This is a genomic window from Actinopolymorpha pittospori (assembly GCF_014873875.1).
GTDB classification, from domain to species: domain Bacteria; phylum Actinomycetota; class Actinomycetes; order Propionibacteriales; family Actinopolymorphaceae; genus Actinopolymorpha; species Actinopolymorpha pittospori.
Map to the genome: position 1 here is coordinate 8,076,735 of NZ_JADBEM010000001.1, position 17,029 is coordinate 8,093,763.

A 17,029-nucleotide genomic window follows, 5' to 3' on the forward strand; every position below is an offset into this window, starting at 1 on the left:
CGGTCGCGGTCCCTCGGTCGGTGCCGTGACGAGCGTCCTCGCGCTGCGGCCCAGGTCCGCGCTCGCGCTGTTCCTCGCGTCGGTGGTGGGTCTGGTCGGCTTCGGGTGGCCGTTCCTCACCGGCGCCACGAGCACGCTCGCCGGCCACTCCGCGGACTCGCCGTACCTCTTCCTGCTTCTGCTGCCCCTGGTGGTCGGGGTCGTCCTGGCCGAGCTCAGCGAGGGCGGGATGGACGCCAAGGCCGTCGCCATGCTCGGTGTCCTCGCCGCGGCCGGGACCGCCCTGCGTGCACTCAGCCCGGGGACCGGCGGGCTCGAACCCACGCTGTTCCTCGTCGTGGTGGCGGGGCGCGTCTTCGGGGCGGGGTTCGGCTACGCGCTGGGGACGACCGTGATCCTGGCGAGCTCGCTGGTGACCGCGGGCGTGGGTCCGTGGATGCCGTTCCAGATGGTCGGCCTGGCCTGGGTCGGCCTGCTCGCGGGACTCCTGCCGGTCGTCACGGGCCGGGCCGAACGCGTGCTGCTCGCGGTGTACGCCGGGGTCGCCGGCTTCGGTTACGGCGCCCTGCTCAACCTGTCGTTCTGGCCCTTCTCCCGCTCACTGCCGGAGGCGATGGCGTACGTGCCCGGCGACTCGACGGCCGCGAACCTGCGCCACTACGCGGCCTTTTACGTCACGACGTCGTTCGGGTGGGACTGCGTACGAGCGCTCGTGAACGCCGTCCTCGTGCTGGTCGCGGGACGGGTGGTGCTGGCGACCCTGCGACGGGCGGCACGGCGGGCGGCGTTCGCGGCCACCACGTCCTTCGACGCACCCACGACGTCTCGTGGCGCGCCCCGCCTCCGTGAGCCCAGCCCGGAGGAGGACGCTGGTGATCCGGAACGGCATGGTGGAGCGGGGCCTCAGGTGACGGGGCGGCCGGACACCACTTCCTGGACGAGCCCGTAGCCGACCGCCTCCTGCGCCGTGAGGAAACGCCCCGCCCGCAGGTCCCGCAGGACCGCCTCGCCCTGACGGCCGGTCGCTTCGGAGAGCAGTTCGACGAGGGCGTCCCGCTGCCGGAGGTGCTCCTTCGCGTAGGTGTCCACCTCGCTCGCCGTCGCCTTGATCTCGGCCACCTTCGGTTCGCTGAGCTGGAAGCGCGCGTGCGGATAGGCGGTGCGTCGGGGAGCGGCCGCCAGCGCGCCGACAGCCGCGCCGCTCACCTCGCCAACGGCGACGGCGGTCAGCTCGGCCCGCAGGACGCGAAGCGTGTCGGCCAGACTCAGCGCCGCGCCGAACGTCCCGCCCGGGCAGGACAGGTGGAGCCGGATCGGGCTCCCGTCCATCGCTTCCAGGGTGAGCAACCGCGCGGCGGTCCGGGTCGCGCACTCGTCGTCAAGAAATCCTTGCGCCACCACGATCCGGCGTTCGAAGAGCTGTTCCTGAATGTAGGTGTCGAACGTCATCCGGTCGTCCCTCATCTTCACTCCTCGCTGCCTCGGGTCGGAACTCGACCACCGAGCCGGACGTCGAGGTGATGACCGACCGCGGCGGCGTACCGCTCCAGGGTCGACAGGCGCACGTCCACCTCACCGGCCTCCAGCCGGGCCACCGCCGACTGGGACGTACCCATCCGCGCGGCGACCTGGGTCTGGGACAGTCCGGACTCCCGGCGTAGCTCGACCAACGTCGCGGCGAGCTCCCGCCGCCTGATCGCCATCTCCCGGAAGCCGGGCATCACCGGCAGGTCGTCGGAGACCTCCCGCGCGGGGTCCGGACGCCTCGACTCGGTCGCCATACCGGAAACGCTATCTCGAAAATGAGATAGCCGCCGAGGAAGCGCTCAGCCCGTGGGCGAGGACTTCACGAACGGCGGACGCACGACCTCGAAGAGCTCCCGGCGCCCACGTACGTCGACCGCGACCTCGCTCTCCTCGGCCACCCCCGCGTCGAGCAGGGCCAGGCCGACACCGAGCCGCCGGGTCGGCGAGAACGTCCCGCTCGTCACCGTGCCGACCGGAGTGCCGGCAGCGTCGACGACGGTCATACCGGGCCGCGGGATGCCCCGCCCGCGGGCCTCCAGTCCGAGCAGCCGCCGCGCCGGACCGGCCTCCCGTTCGGCCGACAGGACCGTGCGCCCCCAGAACGCCGGCTTCTTCCAGCCGACCGCCCATCCGATCCGGGCCTGCACCGGCGTGACGTCCAGCGAGATGTCCTGCCCGTGCAGGGGGTAACCCATCTCGGTGCGAAGCGTGTCGCGGGCGCCGAGTCCGCACGCCGCGACGTCGAGGCCCGCGCCAGCCTCGAACAACGCGTCCCAGAGTTCTCCCGCCGCCGACACGGGCGCCACGAGCTCGTATCCCCGCTCGCCGGTGTAGCCGGTACGACAGATGGTCACCGACACCCCGCGCCAGTCGGTGTCGACGAACGACATGTACCCGTGACCGGCCGGCAGTCCGGCACCCGTGAGCAGCTCGTCACTGCGCGGTCCCTGGACGGCGAGGATGGCGTACTCCTCGTGCAGGTCGACGACGTCGACGCCGGCCGGAGCGCGCGCGGCGAGCCGGCGCACGACCTCAGCGGTGTTGGCGGCGTTGGGGACGAGGAAGATCTCCTCCGGACCCCGGTGGTAGGCGATCAGGTCGTCGACGATGCCGCCCGTCGCGTCGTCACAGCACAGCGTGTACTGCGAGCGGCCCGGACCGATCTTGGCGAGGGAGTTACTCAGCGTCGCGTCGATGTAGTCCGCCGCCCCCGGGCCGCTCACCCGCGCCTTGCCGAGGTGGCTCACGTCGAAGATCCCGACGGCGCTACGAACGGCCGCGTGCTCCTTGAGCACCCCACCTCCGGCGTACTCGAGCGGCATCTCCCAGCCCCCGAACTCGGCGAACTTCGCACCGCGGGCCAGGTGGCGATCATGGAGTGGCGAGCGCTTCATGACCGCGAACCTACCTCCCCCGCCAGGCGTTGACGGCGTAGCATCCGCCGAGCAACGGACGCGCGCCGGCATCCTCCGACCGCCGGTATGCGCCGCCGTCGCCCCCCGTATGTTCGACGGCCAGATTCTGGCCACCAGCCAGCCATCAGGTACCGGCCCACATCAGTTGGCCCAAAGGAGACGATCAAGCGTGAGTGTCACAAGTCCCAGCATCTCCGCACGCAAGACGGCGGCACCCTCGGCCAAGGTCGACGCGCTGGTGGTCGGCGTGTCCCCGGGCGAGAAGGGTGTGACGCTCGCCCCTGGCGCCGAGGACATCGACAAGGCGTTCGGCGGCAAGCTCGCGGAGACCCTCGGCGCCCTCGGCGCCAAGGGCAAGGCCGAGGAGGTCACGCTCGTGCCCTCCGGCGGTGCCGTGAGCGCCACGATCGTCGCCGCGGTCGGGCTGGGCGGCGGCGAGCCGACCACGGAGACGCTGCGCCGGGCCGGCGGTGCCGTCGTACGGCGGCTCACCGGCCGGGCCGAGTCCGTGGCGTTCGCGCTCGGCGACGGCGAGGCCGCACACCTCGGCGCTCTCGCCGAGGGCGCGCTGCTGGGCGGGTACTCCTTCCATCGCTACCGCACCCAGTCGGACAAGCAGCCCAAGGCCATCTCGGCGTTCACGCTCGTCACCGGCAACGCCCGCGACAAGAACGTCAAGACGGCCCTGGCGCGAGCGGAGGCCGTCGCCCGCGCCGTCAACCTCACCCGCGACTGGGTCAACACCGCTCCTTCCGACCTCTACCCGGCGGTCTTCGCCGAGGAGGCCAAGGCCGAGGGCAAGCGCGCCGGGCTGAAGGTCGAGGTGCTCGACAAGAAGGCGCTCCTCGCCGGCGGGTACGGCGGGATCATCGGCGTCGGCCAGGGCTCGGAGCGGGAGCCGCGGCTGGTGCGGTACAGCTACCGCCCGAGCAAGGCCAAGCGTCACCTGGCGTTCGTCGGAAAGGGCATCACGTTCGACACGGGCGGCATCTCGCTCAAGCCGAACGAAGGCATGATCACGATGAAGTGCGACATGGCCGGCGCGGCGGCCGTCCTCGCCGCGGTGACCGCGATCGCCGAACTCGAACTCCCGGTGGCGGTCGACGCGTGGGCGCCCCTGGCCGAGAACATGCCGTCGGGGTCGGCACAGCGTCCCTCCGACGTCCTGAACATCTACGGCGGCAAGACGGTGGAGGTCCTCAACACCGACGCCGAGGGCCGACTGGTGCTCGCCGACGGAATGGTGCGCGCCGCCGAGGAGAAGCCCGACATCCTGATCGACGTCGCGACGCTCACCGGCGCCTGCGTGGTCGCGCTCGGAAACCGCGTCTTCGGGATCATGGGCAACGACGAGGAGTTCCAGAACAAGGTCCGGGAGACCGCGGAGCGGGCCGGTGAGACCGGCTGGACGCTCCCGATCCCCGAGGGCACCCGTGAGCGCCTCGACTCCAAGGTCGCCGACCTCGCCAACGTCGCGAGCGGGCGCTACGGCGGCGCGCTCGTCGCCGCGGCGTTCCTGCAGGACTTCGTGGCCGACGGGATCCGGTGGGCGCACCTCGACATCGCGGGTCCGGCGTACAACGACTCCTCGCCGTGGGGCTACACCCCGGTCGGCGGCACCGGCAGCAGCGTGCGCACGCTGGTCGGGCTCGCCGAGGCGGCCGTCGCGGGCGAACTCTAGGAATGTCTCGCACCGAGCCGTGACGTGAGCTCGGGAGCCTGCGCGAGACGGTAGTGGAGCCCCCTGACCGAGGTCAGGGGGCTCCACTCACATTCACGCGGCTCGCCACGCCCCGTGCGCACGGCTCGTGCGCACGCCGGTCGCGCGGTCCGGGCGGGTCAGCTGCCCTTTTCCCCGGGTGTCGTCGGTCCGAGGCGGTTCTTCTCCGCTTCGGCGCGTCGGGCGTTCCACGCCCGCATGCGCTGCGGATAGCCGACGACCTGCGCGTCGTAGCTCGGGATGCCGTGCTTGTTGGCGAACTCGTGCGCCTTGGCCGCGCTCGGCACGCGGCGCCGGGTCCATTCACCGTCGTGGGCGACCAGCAACAGTGTGGTCTCCGTCACGGTCGTCCGGGGTTCCACGAATCCCTCCACCCCGCGGCGGGTACGCGCGAACTCGGTGAGGTGCGCAAGATCCTCGCTGGCCCGCTGCCGACGCACATCCGACCGGGCATCACCAGCGCGCGAACGGCGCCGGAACCACCGCAGCATCCGCCGACCTCCTTGCGAAGCGGCACCTTGTGACGGACTGATCGCTGCATGAGCAAACGCGCCGAGTGTGCCGTAGGTTCCTGAACCTCAGAAAGTGGGTCGCCACCGTGCGGCCCGGGCACGTCCGACCCGTCGCCGGAGCGCCCTCATACCGCCACCAACCGGTACCAATCGGCGGCGCATATCGTGCATCGACCCGCGCGAGGAGGACCCTTTGGGCACTTACGCGCGGAGGGTGGAAAGATGACGGTGACGTGACGACCTCGTGCTGGCACGAGATCGTCGACACAACGTTCTCGATCAACGGCACGGAGGACCCCGTGGCGGACAACGCCGGCACCTCGTTCGACCTGGTGATCCTTGGTGGAGGCAGCGGCGGATACGCGTGTGCCCTGCGCGCGTCCGAGCTCGATCTTCGGGTCGCGCTCATCGAAAAGGACAAGCTGGGCGGCACGTGCCTCCACCGTGGGTGCATTCCCACCAAAGCCCTGCTGCATGCCGGCGAGATCGCCGACAACGCCCGTGACGGCGCCGACTTCGGCATCCGCACGACGCTGGAAGGCGTCGACATGGCCGGGGTCAACAAGTACAAGGACGGGGTCGTCAACCGCGCCTTCCGAGGGGTGACCGGGCTGATCAAGAGCCGGCGCATCACCATCGTCGAGGGCGAGGGCCGGCTCGTCGCCCCCAACGCGGTCCAGGTCAACGGCACCCGCTACGAGGCGCCCAACATCCTGCTCGCCACCGGCTCCTACTCCAGGTCGCTGCCCGGCCTCGACATCGACGGCGAGCGGATCATCACCAGCGAGCACGCGCTCCAGCTCGGCGACGTTCCCAGGTCGGTCATCGTGCTCGGCGGTGGCGTGATCGGGGTGGAGTTCGCCAGCGTCTGGCGTTCCTTCGGCGCCGAGGTCACCCTCATCGAGGCCCTCCCCCGGCTGCTCGCCGTGGAGGACGAGGCCTCCTCCAAGATCGTCGAGCGCGTCTTCCGACGCCGCGGGATCAACTACAAGACCAACACCCCGTACAAGAGCGTCGAGCGGACCGAGAACGGCGTCCGGTTGACCGTCGAGTCCGGCGAGACGTTCGAGGCCGACCTCCTCCTCGTGGCGGTGGGCCGCGGCCCGAGCACCACGGGCCTCGGGCTTGAGGAGGTGGGTGTCGCGACGGAGCGCGGCTTCGTCCGCACCGACGAGCGCCTGCGCACCAGCGTCGAGGGCGTTCGCGCCGCCGGCGACATCGTGGCCGGACTCCAGCTCGCGCACCGCGGCTTCCAGCAGGGCATCTTCATCGCCGAGGACATCGCCGGGCTCGACCCCGCGGTGATCGACGAGAGCGGGATTCCGCGGGTGACCTACTGTGATCCCGAGGTCGCCTCCATGGGGCTCACCGAGGCCGCCGCCACGGAGAGGTACGGCGCCGACGGCATCGAGACCTTCACCTACGACCTCGCCGGCAACCCCAAGAGCCAGATCCTGAAGACCCAGGGCTTCGTCAAGCTCGTCCGGGCCAAGGACGGCCCCGTCGTCGGAATCCACATGGTGGGCGCCCGCGTTGGGGAACTCGTCGGTGAGGCCCAGCTCATCTACAACTGGGAGGCGTTCCCTGAGGACGTCGCCCAGCTGATCCACATGCACCCAACCCAGAGCGAGGCGATCGGCGAGGCACACCTCGCACTCGCCGGCAAGCCGCTGCACGTGCACGGCTGACCGTCTCGCCATCACCTACGGCTCGGAACCAGGACAAGGAGCAAGGATGCCGGTCTCCGTCACCCTCCCCGCACTCGGGGAGAGCGTCACTGAGGGAACCGTCACGCGGTGGCTGAAGCAGGTGGGCGAAACCGTCCAGGCTGACGAGCCGCTGCTCGAGGTTTCTACCGACAAGGTCGACACGGAGATCCCGGCACCGGCCACGGGCGTTCTGCTACAGATCACCGTCGGCGAGGACGAGACCGTCGAGGTCGGCGCCGAACTCGCCGTCATCGGTTCGGAGGGCGAGCAGCCCGAGGCGGGTGACGCCGGCCAACCGCAGGCGCAGGAGCCCGCGGAGTCCCAGCCCGAGCCCGCCGCGCCGGCGCCCGAGCCGGAGCCCGTGCAGGAGGCGCCCCAGGCGACTCCCGAGCCTGAGCCCGTGCCGGCCAACGCCTCCGCCAACGGTTCCGGTGAAGGCACCTCGGTGACCCTGCCCGCCCTCGGGGAGAGCGTCACGGAAGGAACCGTCACCCGCTGGCTGAAGCAGGTGGGCGACTCGGTCGAGGCCGACGAGCCGCTGCTCGAGGTCTCCACCGACAAGGTCGACACCGAGATCCCCTCGCCGAGCGCTGGCACCCTCGTCCAGATCACCGTGGGCGAGGACGAGACCGTCGAGGTCGGCGCCGAACTCGGCATCATCGCGAGCGGTGCCGCGGCGACTGCCCGGCACGCGGCGCCCGCTCCGAGCGAGCCCGCGAAGGAGCAGGCGCAGCAGCCCGCCGCACCGGCGCCGACACCGCAGCCCGCCGCGCAGCCGGCACCGCCCGCACAGCCGGCACCGCCCGCACAGCCGGCACCGCCCGCACAGCCGGCACCGCCCGCACAGCCGGCCCAGCCCGCCGCGCCGACACCGCAGCCCGCCGCCCAGCCGGCCGCCGACGGGGCGCCGCAGTACGTCACCCCGCTCGTCCGCAAGCTGGCCGCCGACAACAACGTCGACCTGTCGGCCGTGACCGGCACCGGCGTCGGTGGTCGCATCCGCAAGCAGGACGTCCTCGACGCGGCCAAGGCCCGCGAAGAGGCCGAGCGCGCCGCTGCGCAGCCGGCCGCACCCGCCCCCACGGCCGCGCCCGCGGTGCAGGCGACGGCTCCCGCCGCGCCGAGCCCGCTCCGCGGGACCACGGAGAAGCTCAGCCGCGCCCGCCGGGTGATCGCCCAGCGCGTCCACCAGTCGCTGCAGGACACCGCGCAGCTGACCACGGTGGTCGAGGTCGACGTGACCGCCATCGCCCAGATCCGCGACCGTGTGAAGCGGTCGTTCCAGCAGCGCGAGGGCGTCAAGCTGTCGTTCCTGCCGTTCTTCGCGAAGGCCGCGCTCGAGGCGCTCAAGGAGCACCCGAAGCTCAACGCCACGCTCGACATCGAGAAGGGCGAGGTCACCTACCACGGCAGCGAGCACCTCACGATCGCGGTCGACACCGAGCGCGGCCTGATGGTGCCGGTCATCCACGACGCCAGCGACCTCAGCGTCACCGGGCTCGCGAAGCGGATCACCGACCTCGCGGAGCGCACCCGGACCAACAAGATCACGCCGAACGAGATCTCCGGTGGGACCTTCACGCTCACCAACACCGGGAGCCGTGGCGCGCTGTTCGACACGCCGATCTTCTTCGAGCCTCAGGTCGCGATTCTCGGCACCGGCTCGGTCGTGAAGCGTGCGGTCGTGGTCGACACGCCGCTCGGCGAGACGATCGCCATCCGGCACATGGTCTACCTCGCGCTGAGCTACGACCACCGCCTGATCGACGGTGCCGACGCGGCCCGGTTCCTCGGTGCGGTGAAGAGCCGCCTCGAGGACGGCAGCGTCGCAGCGGAGTTCACTGGCTGACCTCACGAGGATCGGGCATGCTGCCGTCATGAGATACGTCCTCGCGGGAGCATCCGGATTCCTGGGTCGTGCGCTGCGGGAGCGGCTCATCAGTGAGGGTCACGAGGTGACCCAACTCGTGCGCCGCGCACCGCAGTCGCCCGACCAGATGTGGTGGGACCCGGCCCGGGGCCAACTCGAGGCCGGAGTCCTCACCGGCGCCGGAGCGGTCATCAACCTCTCCGGCGCCACCGTCGGGCGGGTCCCCTGGACCAGCGGCTATCGCCGCACCCTGCGCGAGAGCCGGATCGGTCCGACGACGACACTGGCCACGGCTCTCGCCGCCATGTCGGAGCCGCCGGTCTTCGTCTCCCAGAGCGCGACCGGCTACTACGGCATGGACCGTGGTGCGGAGGAACTCGACGAGGATTCGCCGTCCGGTGACGGGTTCCTGGCCGGGCTCGCCCGCGACTGGGAGGCAGCCACCGAACCGGCCGCCAAGGCCGGTGCTCGCGTCGTGAAGCTTCGTACCTCAGCCGTCTTCGACCAGTCCGGCGGTGTCCTTCGGCTGTTGCAGGTCCCCTTCCGGCTCGGCGTCGGCGGCCGGCTCGGATCCGGCCGGCAGTACATGCCGATGGTCTCCCTGGACGACTGGTTGGCGGCGGTGCGCTTCACGGTCGACCGTGCCGACGCCCAGGGCTCCTACAACGTGACGCTCCCCCACCCGGCGACCAACGCCGAACTCACCTCCGCGCTCGGGGCCGCCTTCCACCGGCCGACGCTTCTCCCCGTGCCCGGCCTCGCGCTGCGGACAGGTCTCGGCGAGTTCTCCGCCGAACTCGCCGGCAGCCGACGGCTGGTGCCGCGACGCCTCCTCGAGGCTGGGTTCTCCTTCTCCGCCCCGGACGTCACGAGCATGGTCACCGCCGCACTGCACCGGTCATAGAGCGACGGCGTGACAGTCACCGCGGACCGCTGGGCCGTCTGACCTCAGCGCTCGTCGATACGGGAGATCAGCCAACCACCGGTCCCGGCACGGGCGAGCGTGATCTCACGGGTCTTCGGCTCGCCCGCGGGCTGCGACACGCGCTCCCCGTCAGCGCCCACCACGGTGTACGCCTGCAACTGGTCGACCACCCGTAGCACCGTCTGGTTCCGCCCCGCACTGACCACGTCGAGCGTCCTGACCGCGAACCGCAGCCCTTCCAGGTGGCACCCGCTGGGTATGCACTTCTCGATCTGCGTGGTGTCCTTGGCCACGAGGTCCGAACCTGGCGTGTAGACAGTGCCCAGCAGCGTCGGGTCGGAGGCGGCGAAGGCCTGTGCCCGCCGCTGGTCGAGGTCGGCCAGCACCCCTCGCCATCTCGCCTCCTGGGCATCGGGGGCAGGCGGTCGCGGCGGCGAGGTCGTCCCGCTCGGCGCGCTGGGGTTGGCGGTGGCCGGAGGCGTCGACGGGCCCCGCTCCTGCCCTGACGTCGGCGCGGCACTGGGGCGGGGGCTGCGGGTGCCCTCAGGCGTCGCGTCGTCGGAGGCGACCGGAGGTGGCTCCGGCCTCGACCGGCCGGCCCAGACGACGCCGCCGACGACACCACCCGCGACCACGACGATCGCGACCACGACGGTGATGATCAGGCCGACGCGTCGACGGGGCTCATCGTCGTCGACGTCGGCATCGGCCGTCTCGACCACGCGCGGACCGACCGGAACGCGTTGGGCGCTCGGGCTCGTCAGCGGGTCGGCCGCGGCACCGGCCCCGGCGCCGGTCGTTCCACCTGGGCCTGGCTGGTTGCCGGCCGGGGGCGTTTCCCGGTCCGCTGGGCCGGCGGGTGGGGCCGGCTTCGGGGTGTCGCGGGAGGCGGCCGCGATCGCCGAGGCGACGTCCGCGTCACTCAGCACCAGGCCGATCGGGAAGCGTACGGGAGCCGGGGGACACGCGCCGTAGAGCAGGTCGGCGAACTGGGCGGCCGTGGGTCGCCGCGCGGCGACCGGCTGCAAGCCGACAGCGACGGCGTGGGCAAGCCCCTGGGGCACGTCCGGCACCGCCTCGGGAAGCGGCGGGCGGGGCTGTCCCGGGCGAGGCGGGATCCCGGTGAGGGCGGTGTAGCAGACGGCGGCGAGGCCGAAGACGTCACCCGCCGGGGTCCGTCCGCCCGGACCGGCACTCGGATCGGCGTAGCCGAGCGTGCCGAGCGCCTCGCCACCTTCGATCAGGCCGAGCAGGCCGAGGTCGGCGAGCAGCGGCCGGCCGTCCGCGGTGAAGAGGATGTGCTCCGGCGTCACGTCGCCGTGCACGAGCCCGCGTTCGTGGGCGGCGGCCAGGGCCTCCGCCAACGGTGCCACGGCCGTGACCACCTCGCCGGGATCGAGCGCACCTCGGCCGTTCAGGAGCTGGTCGAGACTGCCTCCGTCGGCGTGGTCCAGGACGAGGACGAGTTCGTCGCCGAAGGGCAAGGAGTCCTGGATCCGCAACAGGTGTGGATGTCTGAGGATGTCGAGCAGTGACACCAGCCGCCGCACCTCGTCGCGCGCTCCCTGGTCGCGGGGGCTTAGTCGCTTGAGGGCGACCGGCGCCCCGGAGCCGTGCCGGCGGGCGAGCCAGACCTCGCCGGTGGCGCCCGCGCTCACGAGCGCGTCGATGTCGTAGCCCTGGACCCGGAACTCCCCCCGCATGATCGCCAAGCCTCTCAGACCGCGGTCGGACGAGCGACCGCGTCGTCCCCGACGCGGTCTCCAGCGCTGAGCGACGTCGTCGGCGTGGGCACCCTCACCTCGCCGGTTCCGTTGGCGCCGGGCCGATCTGTCTGCTCGCCGCTATCAGCCATCCGCCCGATCCGTTCGGCTCGAGAGTCATGCGGAACCGCTTCGCCGTTCCGCCGTCGTGCGGGTACAGGTTGCCACCGATCTCGAGGCGATAGGGCTGCAGCTGGCTCACGGCGTCGACCACCACCCGACCGGGGCTTTGCGAGACCACGTCCAACGACAGGATCGGGGTGCGCAGGTTGACGACACTCGTGACGTTCTGCTGCGCGTAGTCGCGCATGTTGTCGAGGTCCTCCCCCAGTGCGTCCGAACCCGGTTTGTAGACCTCGCTGAGTACCTTCTGGTCCCATGTCCGGTAGGCCTCGGCGCGCTTCTGGTCGAGCTGGTCGAGGACGGCGGTCCAGCGCGCCTCCGCGGCATTGCGTGGGGTACTGCTCGGCACCGGTGGCTGCGGCGGTGGAGCCGGAACGCTCGGCGTCGTCCGCGCCTGCGACGTCGGCGTCGGCGTCGGTGTCGGATCCGGCGGCGCGTCGTCGCTCAGCGCTCGCCATCCGAAGACCCCGGCAGCCCCGACCGCGACGAGCAGGACCGGAACACCGATCGCCAGCAGCAGGAGGCGGGGGCGCCGGGACGTCTCCTCGTCGTCGCCTTCGTCACGATCCCGGTCGTCGCGGGCGTTCCGCCCGTCGCCGCCACCTGAAGGCACGCCCTGGTGGGGGGCCGGAAAGCTGGGCGGCGGGCCTGGGAAACCCTCCGGCAGGCCGGACGTCGCGGGGTCACCATCCGAACGCGGGTCGGCCATGGGACCCGGACCCGGACCTGGACCCGGGCCAGGTCCCGCACCAGAACGGGGACCGGGCGCGGGTCCTGATCCTCGTTCTGGTGCGGGGCCCCCTCCTCCGATGACGAAGGGATCCTGCTCCCCGAACGGCGACGAGGACCCAGTACCCAGATCTCCCGCGAACGGCGAGGAGGAGTCGCCGAGAGTCGTCGGCATGGAGGGAAAGCGGACTGGCGCACTCGGACAGGCGGCGGCGAGCTGTGCCCCGAACTGTGCGGCGTTCGGGCGCAGGTTGGGCTTGCTCTGCAGGCCGGCCTCGACGATGTGCGCGAGTGCGGACGGAACCCCTGGTGCCACCTGGTGGAGCGGCCGGTGGCCGTACCCCGGCTCCGGAGGCGCGCCGGTCAGGGCGGTGTAGCAGACGGCGGCGAGACCGTAGACGTCGCCCGCGGGCGAGGCCGGTGAGCCGTCCTGGCCGGCTGGATCGGTGTAACCGACGGTTCCGGACTCGCCTCCCTCCACCAGGGCCAGCAGGCCGGCGTCGGCCAGCAGTGGACGGGCGTCGGCGGTGAAGAGGACGTTCTCCGGTGTGACGTCGGCGTGGGTGACGCCGCGGCGGTGGAGTACGTCGAGCGCGCCGGCAAGCGCGGTGGCGACCGTGACGACCTCGCCAGGATCAAGGGTCGCCCGGGCGAGCAGCAGTTGGCCGAGGCTGCCGCCCTCGGCGTAGTCGAGAACGAAGACCAGCTCACCGCCGTACGGCAGCATCTCCCGGATCCGCACCAGGTGCGGGTGTGCGAGGGACTCCAGCGCAGCGACGATCCGGCGCGCCTCGTCCTGCGCGTCGGTGTCGCGGGGGCGGACGCGCTTCAGCGCCGCGTGGGCACCCGAGGACTGCTCACGGGCAAGCCACACCTCGCCCGCCAGGCCCGCGCCCAGCAGCCCTTCGATGTCGTATCCCTCGACGTGGAAGTCGCCCTGCATGGTCGCTCAGCCTTCCAGAACGCGGATCCGCGGTTCCGCCGGGTCACACCGGATCTCGGTGGCTTGGCAGCGGCACGTCACACCCGAACGTCAGCGGCTCGAGCTGCCCGCCTGACACACCTGGAGTTCCGGTGAGACCTCACCGCCGACCTGCCACTCCTTCGAGATCCGCCACGCGGTCGTCCCCTTGAGCGGGACGGCCTCGATCCGCACGGTCTTGACGGGCCCGCCCGGGCACTGCAGGCGACGGCCGTCCCGCATCACCATGGTGTAGGGCTGCTCCTGGCGGAGGGCCTCGAACCTGATCGCCGTCGGCGTCTTCGAGACCAGCGTCAGCCGAAGAATGGGGCGGCTCAGACCGATCACCCGCGCCGCCTTGTTCGTCGCCATCGCCGCCATGTACTGGTGGTTCTCCTGGTAGGACGGCGAATGGGGCGCGTAGAGCTGCAGCAGGAGGTCCGGATCGCGGTGCGCGAACGCGTTGGAGCGCCGCTGGTCGAAGACCTTGAACGTCTCGAACCACTGCTTGGTGAGCGGATCGGTCGGGACGGTCACGCTCGGCGTCGGCGTGGGCTTCGCCGTCGCGGTCCGGGTGGGTGTGGCAGTGGGATCGGCGACCGGCGTCGTCCCGGCCGACGACCGCCAGATGACGACACCGACGATCACGGCGACCACGAGCAGAACCACACCACCGATCAGGACGTACGGCGGCCTCCGGGAGTCGCCGCGTTCGGCGGAGTCGGGGTCTCCGGAGGGTCGGCCCGGTGGCCCGGACGTTCGTCGCGGAGGCGCTCCCGGTGGGGGCGGGCCGACCGGTCGAGCAGCGTGCGGATCCGGACCCGACGACGGCGGCAGGCCCGGACCGCGCCCAGGCAACCACGGCTGTCCGGCTGGAGCGCCCGGCCTCCCTCCGACACCTGAGCCAGCGATGCCCGGACCACCGACTACCTGGCCACCGGCAACCTGGCCACCGACTACCTGGCCACCGACACCCGGACCCTCGCGGACCGGGGTGCGTTGCTGGTGCGGACGGTCGCTCGGCGACCCGTCGCGAGAGGGACCGGGTGGGCCCTGGTGTGCCTCACCGCCCGGGGCGCCGCCAACCCGAAGTCCGCCGGCCCCGGCGCCGCCCTCGTCGGTGTGCCGGGCGTCACCGCCGAGCCTGGTGAAGTCGGGCGCCGTGGGCTCGGCCACTGGTGTCGAGTCGGGCAACCGGACGGGTACCGCGGGACACGACGTCGTGAGCAGGGTGCCGAACTGACTCATGTGCGGCCGCATGTCCCAGGCGCGTTGCATGCCGGCCTCGATCGCGTGGGCGAGACCGGGGGGCACACCGGGTGAGACCTGGTGGATCGGCCGGTGCCGCTCGCCCGCAGGCGGGAGGAGCCCGGTGAGGGCGGTGTAGCAGATGGCGGCGAGGCTGTAGACGTCGCCGGCCGGGCTTGGTTCGGACTCCCCCGCCTCGGCTGGGTCGGCGTACGCGTCGGACGGTTCGTCGTCGGGCGCGGCCAGCTTCGCCAGGCCGAGGTCGGCGAGCACCGGCTGGCCGTCCGCGCTGAAGAGGATGCTGTCGGGTGTGAGGTACCCGTGCACGAGGCCGCGTTCGTGGGCCGCCGCGAGCGCCCGGGCCACGGTGCTCGCGATCGTGACGACCTCACCGGGGTCGAGCACTCCGCGCACCAGCAGCAACTGCTCGACACTGCCGCCTTCGGCATGGTCGACGACCAGGACGAGTTCCCCGTCGTAGGGCAGGAGCTCCTTGACCCGACGCAGGCGAGGATGCCCGAGCGCGTCCAGCCGCTCGACCAGCCGACGGGCCTGGTCGACAGCCGTCGCGTCCCGCGGCCGGATCCGCCGCAGGGCCACCTGCTCACCGTTCGCCTCATCGCGGGCGAGCCACGTCTCCCCGATGGGCCCGGCACTAAGCAGCCCCTCGATCTCGTACCCGTCAACGTCGAAATCGCTCCGCACGTATCCAAGCCTTTCAGACCTTGGGCGACAATACGATCTCAGCGGGTGCCGGCCACGACGACAAGGAGCGACCACGTCAGCGCCGGCGGCGATACTTCGCGGGCCGAACACTGCTCGCCGATGCCTTGCGATGCCCACGACGCCACACGTTCTAAGCTGCAGGATATGGGTTCACTGCGGTTTCTCAGGGCTGGGTTCGGACCCCGCGCCCTGGACTACGAGGTGGCGTGGGCGCGACAGCGCGAACTCCACGCCGCGCGGGTGGCCGGTGAGGCGCCCGACACCGTGCTTCTTCTCGAACACCAGGCCGTGTTCACGGCCGGTAAGCGCACCGAGCCGCACGAGCGACCGATGGACGGCACCCCGGTCATCGACGTCGACCGCGGCGGCAAGCTGACCTGGCACGGACCCGGGCAGTTGGTCGGCTACCCCATCGTCAAGCTGCCCGAGCCGATCGACGTCGTGGCGTTCGTCCGCGACCTTGAGCAGGCGTTGATGAACGTCTGCTCCGACGTCGGACTCGCGACGACCCGCATCGAGGGCCGTAGCGGCGTCTGGGTTCCCGCCGACGAGCGGGGCCCTGCCCGTAAGGTCGCCGCGATCGGGCTCCGCGTCGCCCAGGGCGTGACGATGCACGGCTTCGCGCTCAACTGCGACTGTGACCTTTCCGCCTACGGCCTGTTCGTGCCGTGCGGCCTCGCCGACGCCGGCGTCACGTCACTCACGACAGAACTCCGACACCGCGTGAGCGTCGACGACGTGCTCGAGATCACCGAACGCCGAATCAGCGAGGTACTCGACCACTCCTCCGCCCAGGTCGCCTGAGCGGGCCTCCGCATCCCGGCCGGCGGCGTTGTCGTCGGCGCCGAGAGAACACCGCTATCGGCTTCTCCTCCGCCTTGCCAACCGGGCGCGGGCGACCCGCTCACCCCACGCGTTCCGGCATCCCGGCCGGCGGCGTTGTCGTCGGCGCCGAGAGGCGAGGAGGACAACGTGACCAGCGTGGATGCAGGGGTATCGCGAGTCAGGCGGGAGGTGGGAGACGCACCCTAGTTGGCCGATCCCGCGGCCGGCTCGGGAGCCGGCGGGAAGCTGAGCCCGGCGTTGCGGAACGGCACCAGGGCGAGCACCATCGCGTGGGCGTAGTAGGCAACCCGGTCGATGACACCGCCCGTGAGCGGACCGACCGTACCGGTGCTCGACTTGGTGTCCTTCCCGCCCATGATCGCGTCGGTCGCCTCGCCGAGTTCGACACCCCGGCGTACCAGGTCGGCGATCTCCGACGGCAGCGCGAACGTCGCCGTCCGGCTCTCGCCCCTGGTCAGCTGGGCGTCCGGACCGCAGCGCCCGAGCACGACGATCCAGGCCATGCACTCGAGGTTTCCGTCGCGTTCGAGCACGCCGCCCTCGAGGCCGACCCAGAAGTCGGCCTCCGGCAGCACCGTCCGCGCGGCGTCGACGCGGTTGCGGGCCCCACGCAGCGTCTCCTCGTCACCGACCGGCTGGTCGGGGACACCCGAATCGACGTCCACCACGATCGCCTCGACGTCGTCATGACCGAGCGCGACCCGGACGGCTTCGAGCGTGGCGCGGCGCTTGACCGGGTTTCCCGAAGCGATAGCTACACGTATGGACACGACGCACAACCTAACCCGCGGTGGCCCCAGGCCCCACGCCACCGTCCGCCCCCGGACCGGACGGATGGGTACGAAGTCACCTGGACCGGCCCGCTACCGGCCGCGACGAGGCCCGAAGACAGACTCGCGGACCCTGATCGACGGCGCCGGACGACGGCGCCGGACGACCCGACATCGGCGGTTTG

General features: G+C 71.7%; 14 protein-coding genes. 6 read left to right on the forward strand and 8 right to left on the reverse strand.

From position 1 onward, the window contains the following. The first annotated feature begins 25 nt into the window (after positions 1-25). On the forward strand, positions 26-949 hold the full coding sequence (locus HEB94_RS37550; protein ID WP_192754240.1) for an ECF transporter S component: 924 nt from the start codon (positions 26-28) through the stop codon (positions 947-949). On the opposite strand, the gene HEB94_RS37555 is transcribed toward HEB94_RS37550, so the two are convergent. From HEB94_RS37555 to gcvT, 3 genes are read right to left on the reverse strand one after another with little or no spacing between them, the layout of a single operon-like run. Then, entirely contained in the window at positions 904-1,464 is a 561-nt protein-coding gene (locus tag HEB94_RS37555; protein WP_192754241.1) for an ATP-dependent Clp protease proteolytic subunit, read from the reverse strand. The genes HEB94_RS37550 and HEB94_RS37555 overlap by 46 nt on opposite strands. Positions 1,465-1,466: 2 nt before the next feature. Further along, positions 1,467-1,781, reverse strand: a complete 315-nt coding sequence (locus HEB94_RS37560) for a helix-turn-helix domain-containing protein (protein WP_202896763.1) — start codon at positions 1,779-1,781, stop codon at positions 1,467-1,469. Between the two features lie 45 nt (positions 1,782-1,826). After that, positions 1,827-2,921 (reverse strand): glycine cleavage system aminomethyltransferase GcvT, encoded by a 1,095-nt coding sequence (gene gcvT / locus HEB94_RS37565; protein ID WP_192754242.1) that lies wholly within the window; start codon positions 2,919-2,921, stop codon positions 1,827-1,829. 190 nt (positions 2,922-3,111) lie between these two features. Here gcvT and HEB94_RS37570 point away from each other — a divergent pair, with 190 nt between their 5' ends. Then, a complete protein-coding gene (locus tag HEB94_RS37570; RefSeq protein WP_337918187.1) occupies positions 3,112-4,623 on the forward strand; it encodes a leucyl aminopeptidase in 1,512 nt (503 codons plus the stop codon). A gap of 158 nt (positions 4,624-4,781) precedes the next feature. Here the strand turns inward: HEB94_RS37570 and HEB94_RS37575 are convergent, their stop codons facing one another. Next, positions 4,782-5,153: a hypothetical protein gene (locus tag HEB94_RS37575; RefSeq protein WP_192754244.1), complete on the reverse strand. Its 372-nt coding sequence runs from the start codon at positions 5,151-5,153 to the stop codon at positions 4,782-4,784. Positions 5,154-5,407: 254 nt separating this feature from the next. On the opposite strand from HEB94_RS37575, the gene lpdA reads away from it, so the two are divergent. From lpdA to HEB94_RS37590, 3 genes are read left to right on the forward strand one after another with little or no spacing between them, the layout of a single operon-like run. Next, positions 5,408-6,862 carry a dihydrolipoyl dehydrogenase gene (gene lpdA, locus HEB94_RS37580; RefSeq protein WP_425550421.1) on the forward strand — a complete coding sequence of 485 codons (1,455 nt, stop codon included), beginning with the start codon at positions 5,408-5,410 and terminating at the stop codon, positions 6,860-6,862. Positions 6,863-6,908: 46 nt separating this feature from the next. Beyond that, positions 6,909-8,732: a 2-oxoglutarate dehydrogenase, E2 component, dihydrolipoamide succinyltransferase gene (sucB, locus tag HEB94_RS37585; RefSeq protein ID WP_192754245.1), complete on the forward strand. Its 1,824-nt coding sequence runs from the start codon at positions 6,909-6,911 to the stop codon at positions 8,730-8,732. A gap of 28 nt (positions 8,733-8,760) precedes the next feature. Continuing rightward, positions 8,761-9,657: a TIGR01777 family oxidoreductase gene (locus HEB94_RS37590; RefSeq protein ID WP_192754246.1), complete on the forward strand. Its 897-nt coding sequence runs from the start codon at positions 8,761-8,763 to the stop codon at positions 9,655-9,657. Between the two features lie 44 nt (positions 9,658-9,701). On the opposite strand, the gene HEB94_RS37595 is transcribed toward HEB94_RS37590, so the two are convergent. From HEB94_RS37595 to HEB94_RS37605, 3 genes are all read right to left on the reverse strand, one after another. Next, complete coding sequence (locus HEB94_RS37595; protein WP_192754247.1) at positions 9,702-11,381, reverse strand: serine/threonine protein kinase; 1,680 nt, start codon at positions 11,379-11,381, stop codon at positions 9,702-9,704. A gap of 94 nt (positions 11,382-11,475) precedes the next feature. Continuing rightward, positions 11,476-13,236 carry a serine/threonine-protein kinase gene (locus tag HEB94_RS37600; protein WP_192754248.1) on the reverse strand — a complete coding sequence of 587 codons (1,761 nt, stop codon included), beginning with the start codon at positions 13,234-13,236 and terminating at the stop codon, positions 11,476-11,478. A 90-nt stretch (positions 13,237-13,326) separates the two neighbouring features. After that, positions 13,327-15,207, reverse strand: a complete 1,881-nt coding sequence (locus HEB94_RS37605) for a protein kinase domain-containing protein (protein ID WP_192754249.1) — start codon at positions 15,205-15,207, stop codon at positions 13,327-13,329. 165 nt (positions 15,208-15,372) lie between these two features. Here HEB94_RS37605 and lipB point away from each other — a divergent pair, with 165 nt between their 5' ends. Continuing rightward, positions 15,373-16,032, forward strand: coding sequence for a lipoyl(octanoyl) transferase LipB (gene lipB / locus HEB94_RS37610; protein WP_192754250.1), 660 nt, complete (start codon positions 15,373-15,375; stop codon positions 16,030-16,032). A gap of 224 nt (positions 16,033-16,256) precedes the next feature. Here lipB and yjjX read toward each other — a convergent pair whose 3' ends face one another. Further along, positions 16,257-16,844: an inosine/xanthosine triphosphatase gene (gene yjjX / locus HEB94_RS37615; protein WP_192754251.1), complete on the reverse strand. Its 588-nt coding sequence runs from the start codon at positions 16,842-16,844 to the stop codon at positions 16,257-16,259. Positions 16,845-17,029 lie beyond the last annotated feature (185 nt).

Excerpts from the sequence above, each read along its gene's own strand:
- HEB94_RS37560 (WP_202896763.1), bottom strand. The coding sequence starts at position 1,781 with ATGGCGACCGAGTCGAGGCGTCCGGACCCCGCGCGGGAGGTCTCCGAC.
- HEB94_RS37600 (WP_192754248.1), bottom strand. The coding sequence starts at position 13,236 with ATGCAGGGCGACTTCCACGTCGAGGGATACGACATCGAAGGGCTGCTG.
- HEB94_RS37555 (WP_192754241.1), bottom strand. The coding sequence starts at position 1,464 with ATGAGGGACGACCGGATGACGTTCGACACCTACATTCAGGAACAGCTC.
- HEB94_RS37590 (WP_192754246.1), top strand. The coding sequence starts at position 8,761 with ATGAGATACGTCCTCGCGGGAGCATCCGGATTCCTGGGTCGTGCGCTG.
- HEB94_RS37575 (WP_192754244.1), bottom strand. The coding sequence starts at position 5,153 with ATGCTGCGGTGGTTCCGGCGCCGTTCGCGCGCTGGTGATGCCCGGTCG.
- gcvT (WP_192754242.1), bottom strand. The coding sequence starts at position 2,921 with ATGAAGCGCTCGCCACTCCATGATCGCCACCTGGCCCGCGGTGCGAAG.
- lipB (WP_192754250.1), top strand. The coding sequence starts at position 15,373 with ATGGGTTCACTGCGGTTTCTCAGGGCTGGGTTCGGACCCCGCGCCCTG.
- sucB (WP_192754245.1), top strand. The coding sequence starts at position 6,909 with ATGCCGGTCTCCGTCACCCTCCCCGCACTCGGGGAGAGCGTCACTGAG.
- HEB94_RS37595 (WP_192754247.1), bottom strand. The coding sequence starts at position 11,381 with ATGCGGGGGGAGTTCCGGGTCCAGGGCTACGACATCGACGCGCTCGTG.